The sequence below is a fragment of the Sulfuricurvum sp. genome, assembly GCF_022759005.1.
Classification (GTDB): domain Bacteria; phylum Campylobacterota; class Campylobacteria; order Campylobacterales; family Sulfurimonadaceae; genus Sulfuricurvum.
This window is the reverse complement of sequence record NZ_JAEMQA010000053.1, coordinates 1-9,774: the sequence shown is the minus strand read 5'-3', so window position 1 is coordinate 9,774 and position 9,774 is coordinate 1. Positions and strand designations below refer to the sequence as shown.

The following is a 9,774-nucleotide window of genomic DNA, read 5'->3' as shown; positions in this document are numbered from 1 at the left end:
AAAATCGCTCTCGACGCCAAAATGTCTGCCGCGCTCGGTTCTATTACGGTCGCGTTGGAAGCATATCCCGACCCCAAAGCGAATGAAAACGTAATGCACCTGATGCGTTCACTCAACGAAATCGAAGAGCAAATCTCCGCCGCACGCCGTGCCTACAACCAATCGGTTACTGATCTCAACAACGCCATCGAAATGTTCCCGACAAATCTTATCGCAGGATGGATGAACCTTCAAAAGCGAAGCGTTTTCGAAATCACCGTAGCCGAGCGCCAAAACGTCGACGTCCACAATTTATTTAATCGATGAAATCGACCTCCGAACTCACCGATTTTTATTACAAAGAGCTCTACCCTTCCCTCAGCGAGCTTGAAGAGACCCGAAAGCGGATCGTGTCTCAACTCAAATTTTACAGGGGGATGGGGATTGTCATTTTTCTCATCGTTGCGCTGTGGATGGGGAAAAATTTCGGATTTCTTCATCCGCTCATGATGGGGATAGCAATCGCCTTTATCGTTCTTGCATCAATAACGTACCGCGCAATGACATCCGGTTACGCCAAAGACTTTAAAGAGCGCATCATTACCCCTATGGTAGGGGCTATCGATTCTCATTTGCTCTATAACCCTAACTTCATGGTCTCTCAACATCTCTTTGAGCGAAGTGAACTCTTTAAGCACTCTATCGACCGCTACAGCGGAAACGATTATGTCAAAGGTTCCATCGACGGTGTGCCTCTCGAATTTTCCGATGTCCATGCCGAGTACCAAACCCGTGATTCCAAAGGGCGTACCCAGTGGCATACCCTCTTTCGCGGACTGTTCCTCGTCGCCGAGTTTAACAAGCACTTCAAAGCCAAAACCGTTGTACTCCCCGATCAAGCCGAAAAGAGCTTCGGTTCTTTGATCGGAGGATGGCTCCAATCGATCAATTTCACCCACGAAAGTCTTGTACGCATGGACGATCCTGAGTTTGAAAAGCACTTTGTCGTCTACGGATCGGATCAAATCGAAGCGCGTTATATCCTCTCACATTCGATGATGAAACGGATTCTGGATTTTCAGCGTCGAGTTTCTCATCCGCTTTTTATTTCGTTTGTCCATAACCATATCCACGTCGGAATCGGCACCGGAAAAGATCTCTTTGAACCCGCCGTCTTTACCTCACTCCTTGATTACAAACAGGCGATGGAATATGTGAACACCCTCCAAAATACGATCGGTTTAGTCGAAGAGTTGAAACTCAATGAGAAGTTGTGGAGTAAAGAGTAATCAAATTATTTGGATTGAACGTCCCAAAGCAGTAAAAAAACTCTCTAAATTATCTGTCGTCCCCTCAATACTAAAAGTCGCACCTTTCTCTCCAAACTCTTTGGAGAGAACCCGTATATGCTTTTGAACGGTTTCGTATTCAACCATCGATACCACAGAGTAATTGCATTCTATTGCGTAGACAAAAAGCTTTTCATACGGTAATAGTTCCGCTTGCGCGTACGCAGCATTTGCGGCATCGGCATAGGCGCGTACCAATCCGCCGGGACCCAATTTTGTACCGCCGAAATAACGCACCGTGATAATCGCCGCATTGATCAGTTCATGCCCTTGGAGTACTGCCAAAGTCGGTTTCCCCGATGTCCCTTTGGGTTCACCGTCATCGCTGGAAGATTCAACGATTTGATCAAATTCATTGAGACTTCGTGAAGCACTCACCCAGTGTACCGCTTTTGGATGTTCGGCACGCAATCGCACCATCTCTGATTCAAACATCCCTATCGGCATTAGATGGGCGATAAACTTCGATCCTTTGATTTCGATCATATCGGTAAAAATTTGATTCACGGTTTTCATGCATGCGATTATACCATTTGCTATAATGGCACATTTACTTTTGGAGTTCAAATGATCGATTTTTTGATGAGCGGATACGGATTAAGTTCTTTGGGGCTGATCGGCATCATCCTTTTTTTAGTCTATCTCAAACTGATGAAGTGGGTTTTTAAAATCGCGTTTTTCGGTATTCTCATCCTCGGGGCATACTGGTACTTTAAACCGCCGACACTAGGCTGATGACACCTCAAACCTCTCTCCTACAATGGTACGAACAAAACGGTCGTCACGAGCTACCATGGAGACTTACAAACGACCCATATAAGGTATATGTGAGTGAAATAATGCTCCAGCAAACACAGGTAAAAACTGTCCTTGAACGGTTCTATTTTCCCTTCCTTGAAGCCTTCCCTACACTCGCCGATGTAGCCTCTTGCGACCTCGATGATGTCTTAAAAAAATGGGAAGGATTAGGCTACTACACACGCGCACGCAATCTCCACAATGCCGCCCGTCAATGCAAAGGAATACTACCGACCAATACACACGATTTGATGCAGTTGAGCGGTATCGGACGCTCAACTGCTCATGCGATTGCGGCATTTGCCTATCGCGAAGCGCTTCCTATACTGGATGCCAATGTCAAGCGGATATTGCATCGATATTTTGCTCTGAGTGAACGCAACGATAAAAAGCTGTGGGAATATGCCTATAGACTTTTTGATACCAAACATCCATTTGAATACAATCAAGCAATGATGGATGTAGGAGCATTAATCTGCCTTCCTAAAAAGCCGTTGTGTGAACAATGTCCATATGAGCAGTGGTGCAAGGGTAAAGCCGAGCCCCTCTCGTACCCAGAAGCGAAAAAGAAAACGATAAAACCGATACGAAAACGCTCCATCATTGTCCATCAACATAATCAAAAATACGCACTCCAACAGCGGCATGAAAAGTTCTTGCACGGGTTATGGGGATTTTACGAAACGATTGAACCTTCTACTGCTGAGTATTTAGGACACATTACCCAACACTACAGCCATTTTACCCTCGAAGCCGATGTGTATGTCACAGATGATGAGATCACTGAAGAGGGATTTGAGTGGTTTGATCCGAAGGAGATCGCACAGCTTTCTCTGAGCCGTGCCGATCATAAAGTGGTTGATTTATTAAAGGTTAAATCGTGATGGATCAAAAAACGCGTCATCGCTGATATGACCGAATGCCGAATTAATCGAAACAAACAGATCGGGATATTTTTGCTCCATCTCAAAGAGCATCGTTTTCATGCTCGCACGGGCATGCGGCATTTTCACATCGAATCGCATCGACGGACACGCTTCGTCTCCGATGGTCGGCATTTCGTTTTCCAAAGCACACGCGGCTAACTGACGCTCACGTAGCTGTATCAACGGACGAATAACGATCAAACCGTTACCGGCACGATATTTCGGTGCCAAGGCTCTCATATGCCCGTTATAAATCAGATTCATAAAAAAGCTCTCTGCCGCATCATCGAGATGATGTCCGAGAGCCACTTTATTGTACCCAAACTCTTTGGCGGCACTGTACAATGCTCCGCGACGCATTCGGGAGAAAAAGCTGCAAAACGAGGAGTTCTGACGGATTTTGTCGGCGGCTATCTCATAGGTATTGGTTTCATACACGCGGTGAGGGATCCCGTGCTCCGCACAATGAGCAATCAATGCTGATAGATCTTCACCCATCCCATAGGTGACCGTTACAGCCAAAAGCTCGAATTTAAATGGAGCACGTCGTTGCTGCTCCATCAACGCATGAATCATCGTGAGAGAATCTTTCCCGCCACTCAAACCGACGAGGATTTTATCTCCTTCTTCAATTAACGCAAATTCGGCATTCGTGCGACCGATTTTGCTCATAATTTTTTTACTGAGTTTAATCGCCAATGCGTTTTACCATCTCTAAAATAAATTTGGCACTCACTTGTGCCGAGCTTTGCAAAAATGCATCAAAATCGACATCGGCGGAGCCATCTGCACTGTCACTGATCGCACGTAGAACAAAAAACGGAACACCGAAGTTATGACATACACATGCCACACTCGCCCCCTCCATCTCTAACGCATCCGCATGAAACGTTTTTTCGATCCACACTTTACGCTCAGATGAGGCAACAAACTGATCGCCCGTAGCAATGATCCCCTCATAGAGATCTACACCCATATCAACGGCAATTTCAGACGCAAGGGAACGAAGGTCTTCATCCGCCTCAATCATGACCGAACTCTCCGGGATGAAGCCGTCCGGATGACCGAATGCGGTAATATCGACATCGTGCTGACACAATGCGCTCGCCATGATCAAATCACCGATTTTGAGATCTTTACTAATCCCTCCGGCAACACCGCTAAACAAAAGGGCTTTTGCACCGTAGCGCTCTAGCATCACCGATGCGGTAATCGCTGAAAAGACCTTCCCGATTTTAGAATAGGCGATCACCAATTCATGCCCCGCATATTCGGCATGGTAAAAAATATTACCGGCGTGCTCTTCGCTGGTATAGTTTCCAAGTGTCTCTAAAATCGGATCAATCTCTTCGCGCATTGCGCCCATAATAGCTATTTTCATTCTTTTCCTTACGAGTGTTTAACTAAATATCGACCCAGTTTTTTCAACCGCTGATCGAGTGAAAAAAGTTTGGATTCGGTTTCAAAAAGAGGCAAAATAGACTCGGTTTTCCCCATCGGAGTGATCACACGGCTACCACCCCAAAAACCCAAACCGTCTTCAAATCCGACACGATTGACAAACACTACATAGTTATGGCTGAGCAGTGCAGTCGATTTGAGCAAAGAGTCCCATTGAGCTTCGATGCTGATCCCCTCATCGCTAAAATCGCGTGCGGGAGAAGCGGCCAACACATACACGATCTCGGCATCCGATGCTGCTATCGCCGCAATACTCTCCGCTCGCCACAGATCCTCGCAAATCACCATCACGGCATTTCCATAGGGTGTTTTGAACGATTTTATCTCATCCCCCGCACAAAAATAGCGCCCCTCTTCGAACATCCCGTAGGTGGGAAGATGGTTTTTGTGGTGAATGTGCAAAAGTTTACCTTGCGAAAAATACAACGCACTGTTATAGACGTTATCGTTTTCCCATAATGCGGCACCGATAACAATATCGCACCCTTGACTCGCTTCGGCCAATTCGCTTAATTCGTCTATTTTCCACGCATCCTCATAGAGCTTGTCTTGAAGCAAATAGCCACTCAACGAGAGCTCGGGAAAAACGACCACTTCCGCATTCTTATTCGCTTCAACCAATGCCAATACATCTCTCAGATTGGTACGATTGAGTTTCGGTGCGGATTGGATTAGAGCGACTTTCATGCGAGCGCTTCACATACCTTTGCAAGAGAATCCATATCACTGATTCCAAGTGTCTCGACATCTGGAGCGTTTCGTTTGTTAAGCCCTTTGAGAACCGCACCGTTACCGAATTCGATCATCAAATTAATATCACCGGCAATCGCTTCAATCGATTGCTTGTATTTTACCGGCTGAACCAACTGAACTTTAAGCCGCTCTATCGCTTCTGATTTTGATGAGTACGGTGCAGTGGTAGCGTTAGAGATAATCGGAGCGCTGAACGTATCCGAGATCATCTTTTCCATCGTCTCGGCTAACGGTTCCATCGCAGATTCCAGAAGCGGACAATGGCTCGCAATCGACATATTGAGCAATAATGCCCGTTTTGCACCCGCTTCTTTGAAGACGCTCTCCATTGCTTGAAGGTCTTCTTTGATCCCCGCTACCACCAGCTGACCGGCTTGATTGTAGTTTGCCGGCCACACTTTTTTACCCTCTGCATTGGCCGCAGCACAAAGATTTTCTACAACCGCATCATCCAGCCCCAAAATCGCCATCATCCCCGCATTGATATTCTCGCACGCTTGTCCCATAAGCTTTCCGCGTTTATGAACCAGTTCTACCGCATCGACATAATCGATCGCACCGGATGCACACAATGCACTGAACTCACCCAATGAGTGTCCCAAAAACATCGCGGCATCCGTAGGGCGCGCCTCTTGAAAGAGCTTATAAGCAATCATCGAAATGAGTAAAATAGCCGGCTGTGTATACTCCGTTTGATCGAGTTGCGTATTTTCTTCAAACAAAAGTTTGGTGAAATCGACACCGATTCGTTCGCCCGCTTTTTCAAACATTTCACGCGCTAAAGGGCTGTTTTCATAAAAAGACTTCCCCATTCCGATTGTTTGAGACCCTTGTCCCGGGAAAATCATTGCAATTTTTTGTGACATTATTATTCCTTTGTTTCTAATTTATACTCAGAGTGGTCCGCAATTTTTTTGCGAAGCGTATTACGGTTAAGTCCTAAACGCTCCGCCAATTGCAATTGGGATTTAAATCGTTTGATCCCCGCACGTATCAAAGGGACTTCATACAAATGAAGATAGTTGCGATAATCGTTGTTGCTTCCGAGTTTCTCTCCCAAATAATGTTCCATCATTCCCATTAAATCGTTTTCATTAATGCTGTCAAAAAGATAATGAAGATAGACCTGCCGTCGTAATGAAAGAGCATTTTCACTCAAATCGGGGACAAACCCTTCTAAATCAAATGATTCAGATTTTCCCAACGTCTCTCTTGCCTCTTTGACAAAAGCTTCTACAAGAATTTTGACATCTTCTTGTCTCTCACATAATGGAGGAAGCGCGAGACGTATCGTAAAAATCTCATCCAACTGATCTTGAGAATAGCGTCCGCCGCCGGTTGCTATGACACGGGTATGTGTTTTTTGGATCGTTTCAATAAGACGTTTGAGATTAGCTACACTGTCAAGCCGATGAATAATCACTTCGCTGTTGGATTCTATCGCATCCAAAAGTTCGTCAAAATGGCTCGCATCAATGATGGGTGCATGAGGGAGGATGTAACGGGCCAGAGTAAGCTTCCCTGTTCCCCGTTCTCCCAAGATAATGGCATTTACCCCTAAACCTTTGAGTAAATTTGCCGTTTTAAACGCTTCAACCGAAGAGGGAGAAGCCGTTAGAAAATTAGTGACATCCACAGCCGTGATTACCACCGCTTCCACAACATCCGCCTTGTTCAACGCGGTTTTCAGCCGGGATTCCAGTCATTGCTTCTTCTGCTGATGCATCACGCACATTGAGGATTGAAACCGTGAACATCAAATCTTTACCTGCAAGCGGGTGATTGAAATCGATAATGACCGTGTCATCTTTGATCTCTTTAACGATCACTTGAACGGTTCCTCCATCTTCGCCTTGACCGTACAATGTCATTCCGACATTCAAATCGATCCCTGCAAATTGTTCGCGCGGAAGCTCTTGTTGCGCTTCTTCATTGTAATCGCCGTACGCATCTGAAGCTTTCACAAGAACGTCCCCTTTTTCACCCATATTCATATGTGCGATCCCGCTCTCAAGACCAGGGATGATTTGTCCTTTTCCAAACATGAATGTCAACGGATGTCCGCCAACGTTACTGTCAACAACGGTTCCGCCGTCACGTACTTCGTATTCAATCGATACGATTTGATTGTTTTCAATTGCCATTTTAAATGCCTTAATTTTAGTTTGTGCGATTTTAGCACATTTACCTCTAACAATGCTGAAAGGCTCAACTTAGAGAAACGAGGTTATTTTAACTTTGATAAGCGCTCTTGAGCCTCTTTGGCCGCTCCCGTTCCACTGTACTTGGAAACTGTCGCTTGATAAAATGCTTTTGCGGTTGCTTTGTCTCCGGTTTTTTCCATTGATTGCCCTGAATGGAGCAGTAATGTCGGCATATACATCGCTTTTTCGTTACGTGACGCAGATTCTTTGTAACTTCCAATCGCTTCTTTATAATTTTTGCGCTCAAATTGCGTTTCACCGATCATAAAAAGTGCTTCAGCAACTTTATGTTTTTTCTGTACCATTTGTTCAAAATATTTTTGCGCATCTGCGTATTGCTTTTGATCAAAAAGACGATTTGCCTCTTTTTCAAGTGCACCATTAGACATAGTGCTCATGGATGCAGATGTGTCGGGAATGCTCACTTTGAGTTGTTTAATCAATGCTGCAAACTGCTCTTTTGTAACATAGTTGGCATTAATGTCATCAACAACACGGGAAAGTTCTTCGAGCAATGTTTTAAGCTGAACAATATTTTCAGTGTTTGCACTCACCTGCTTTTGCAAGTCACTAAGGCTTAGAGAAGCATTACTCTCCGATCCCACTTTTTCTTGCAATTTTTGCAGAACTAACGTTTGCTCATTTGATCGTTGACTGAGCCCTTCTATAATCCCCTGCATCCCATCAAGGCGTTCCGCGACCGTCTCAACTTTCGCATTTTGCGCACTGTTTTTTTGAATAACGCTCTGAATCTCTTTTTTATTCTCAAGAATCAATTTTTCTTCGTGAGTAAGACCGTAAGGATTGGGATTATTTAAATCTCCCGCTCCGAACACTGAAGGTTCAGAAGCAAGAAGAGCAGATGAGAGTAGGAGAGAAATGTGTACTAACGAACGCATTTACGGAAGTTTGAAATCTACGCGACGATTTTTAGCCCAGCACTCTTGAGTTTTTTCCAAACAAACAGGATTGCTTTCGCCAAGACTGGTCATTGAGATCGCATCGGCACTTATACCGCCGTTAACCAAAGCTGCTTTAACTGCGTTTGCACGTTTAAGACCAAGTGCATAGTTATACTCGTCACTACCGAATTCATCGCAGTTACCTTCAAGTTTGATTGTTTTACCTTTCAATAGCATGATATTTTTAGTCATTACATCTTGCATGTCGGCACGGATATCAAATTTGTCGAAATCAAACAAAATGCTTACCAATTTACCGTCTGAACCAGTTGCGTTCGCACCGTTAGCACCCGCAGTGCCATCTGTCGCATTCGCGTTTGTCATCGGCGAAATAACAGAACCGTTAGCACCCGCAGTGCCATCTGTCGCATTTGCGTTTGTTCCAGCAGATGCTCCGTTTGCAGTTGCATTGATCGCAGTTGCATCGATCACAGGCTCTTTTGAACTACATCCGCTCAAAACCAACATTGCTACAGTTGCGCTTAAAAAAGCAACTTTTTTCATCATGATATCTCCTCCGGATAATAAATATGATGGAATAATATCGAAAAATGGATAATTTTACCAATCAATCGATTCAATTCTTCCTATTTTTAGTGGAAAAATAAAGCTTTTGTTCAAACCAAACCGGATCACACCCACTGAACTGCGCGGTCCCTCTTGTTTTATATACAAAATAGCTTCACCGTCAGGCGAAAATTTAGGAAAATCGTTCTCTCCTGATGCGGTTAATCGTTTAACATTACCGGAATTGATCGAAAGCAAATGAAGATTAAAAGCATTTCCGGCGTACGTTGCACTGTTTTCACGTGCTTTATAAACCAAAAAGTTTTTGTACGAGCTTAGCGATGAGTTGTTTTTTCCTTGGTATACGAGTTGAGATACGGCATTGCTCCCCGGACGCATCGAAAAAATATTCGGATAACCAAAACGGTTGGAGACAAATGCGATAGATCCGTCTCCCATAAACTGACCGTTGACGTCGATGCCGGCATAATTGGTAATTTGTGTTTTCACTCCGGTAGTTGTGTCATACATATAAATATCGGGTTGACCGTTGGGAGCCAGTGTTAATAAAAGACGGTTCCCATCTTCACTCACATCTGAGCACACCGCCATACCGTCTGAACTGATTACTTTTTCTTTTTTTCCACTAAAGAGGTTCATCTTATAAATTGTCGGTTTAAAATCGGCAAGCGACGTATAATAGAAATCGCTTTGATCACGATTTGCCCATTTCGCAAATCCGTACATCCCCCCTATGACAATCACTTTTTGATACGAAAGGGTATAGTCTGCGGCAACGATTTCCGAGTGTTTCGGATTTGTCCACCGGACCAAT

Annotated in this window: 13 protein-coding genes and 1 pseudogene; 4 read left to right on the top strand and 10 right to left on the bottom strand. The window is 44.5% G+C overall.

Annotation, left to right across the window (positions count from 1 at the left end; all coding sequences use genetic code 11):
• Both JHC35_RS03500 and JHC35_RS03495 read left to right on the top strand, forming a co-directional pair.
• Positions 1 to 306, top strand: a 306-nt coding sequence (locus JHC35_RS03500; RefSeq protein ID WP_295042034.1) for a LemA family protein, incomplete at its 5' end; no start/stop codon positions are given.
• Complete coding sequence (locus JHC35_RS03495; protein WP_295042032.1) at positions 303 to 1,268, top strand: DUF3137 domain-containing protein; 966 nt, start codon at positions 303 to 305, stop codon at positions 1,266 to 1,268. The genes JHC35_RS03500 and JHC35_RS03495, both read left to right, overlap by 4 nt.
• Here JHC35_RS03495 and JHC35_RS09310 read toward each other — a convergent pair whose 3' ends face one another.
• Positions 1,269 to 1,844 carry a YigZ family protein gene (locus JHC35_RS09310; RefSeq protein ID WP_365996480.1) on the bottom strand — a complete coding sequence of 192 codons (576 nt, stop codon included), beginning with the start codon at positions 1,842 to 1,844 and terminating at the stop codon, positions 1,269 to 1,271.
• A gap of 51 nt (positions 1,845 to 1,895) precedes the next feature.
• On the opposite strand from JHC35_RS09310, the gene JHC35_RS03485 reads away from it, so the two are divergent.
• Entirely contained in the window at positions 1,896 to 2,063 is a 168-nt protein-coding gene (locus JHC35_RS03485) for a hypothetical protein (RefSeq protein WP_295042030.1), read from the top strand.
• Positions 2,063 to 3,010, top strand: coding sequence for an A/G-specific adenine glycosylase (mutY, locus tag JHC35_RS03480; RefSeq protein ID WP_295042028.1), 948 nt, complete (start codon positions 2,063 to 2,065; stop codon positions 3,008 to 3,010). Before JHC35_RS03485 ends, mutY begins: the two co-directional genes overlap by 1 nt.
• Here mutY and JHC35_RS03475 read toward each other — a convergent pair.
• From JHC35_RS03475 to JHC35_RS03435, 9 genes and pseudogenes are all read right to left on the bottom strand, one after another.
• Complete coding sequence (locus JHC35_RS03475; RefSeq protein ID WP_295042026.1) at positions 2,993 to 3,724, bottom strand: ATP-binding protein; 732 nt, start codon at positions 3,722 to 3,724, stop codon at positions 2,993 to 2,995. The two genes, mutY and JHC35_RS03475, sit on opposite strands and share 18 nt — an antisense overlap.
• Before the next feature lie 16 nt (positions 3,725 to 3,740).
• Entirely contained in the window at positions 3,741 to 4,433 is a 693-nt protein-coding gene (locus tag JHC35_RS03470; protein ID WP_295042024.1) for a 5'-methylthioadenosine/adenosylhomocysteine nucleosidase, read from the bottom strand.
• Between the two features lie 8 nt (positions 4,434 to 4,441).
• Positions 4,442 to 5,200 (bottom strand): nitrilase-related carbon-nitrogen hydrolase, encoded by a 759-nt coding sequence (locus tag JHC35_RS03465; protein ID WP_295042022.1) that lies wholly within the window; start codon positions 5,198 to 5,200, stop codon positions 4,442 to 4,444.
• Positions 5,197 to 6,132, bottom strand: a complete 936-nt coding sequence (fabD, locus tag JHC35_RS03460) for an ACP S-malonyltransferase (protein ID WP_295042020.1) — start codon at positions 6,130 to 6,132, stop codon at positions 5,197 to 5,199. Before fabD ends, JHC35_RS03465 begins: the two co-directional genes overlap by 4 nt.
• A gap of 2 nt (positions 6,133 to 6,134) precedes the next feature.
• Complete coding sequence (locus tag JHC35_RS03455) at positions 6,135 to 6,926, bottom strand: helix-turn-helix domain-containing protein (protein ID WP_295042018.1); 792 nt, start codon at positions 6,924 to 6,926, stop codon at positions 6,135 to 6,137.
• Positions 6,889 to 7,410 (bottom strand): peptidylprolyl isomerase, encoded by a 522-nt coding sequence (locus JHC35_RS03450; RefSeq protein WP_295042017.1) that lies wholly within the window; start codon positions 7,408 to 7,410, stop codon positions 6,889 to 6,891. Before JHC35_RS03450 ends, JHC35_RS03455 begins: the two co-directional genes overlap by 38 nt.
• 83 nt (positions 7,411 to 7,493) lie before the next feature.
• Positions 7,494 to 8,369 carry a tetratricopeptide repeat protein gene (locus JHC35_RS03445; RefSeq protein WP_295042015.1) on the bottom strand — a complete coding sequence of 292 codons (876 nt, stop codon included), beginning with the start codon at positions 8,367 to 8,369 and terminating at the stop codon, positions 7,494 to 7,496.
• On the bottom strand, positions 8,370 to 8,939 hold the full coding sequence (locus tag JHC35_RS03440) for an OmpA family protein (RefSeq protein WP_365996479.1): 570 nt from the start codon (positions 8,937 to 8,939) through the stop codon (positions 8,370 to 8,372).
• Between the two features lie 54 nt (positions 8,940 to 8,993).
• A pseudogene (locus tag JHC35_RS03435) lies at positions 8,994 to 9,774 on the bottom strand (hypothetical protein); the annotation flags it as partial.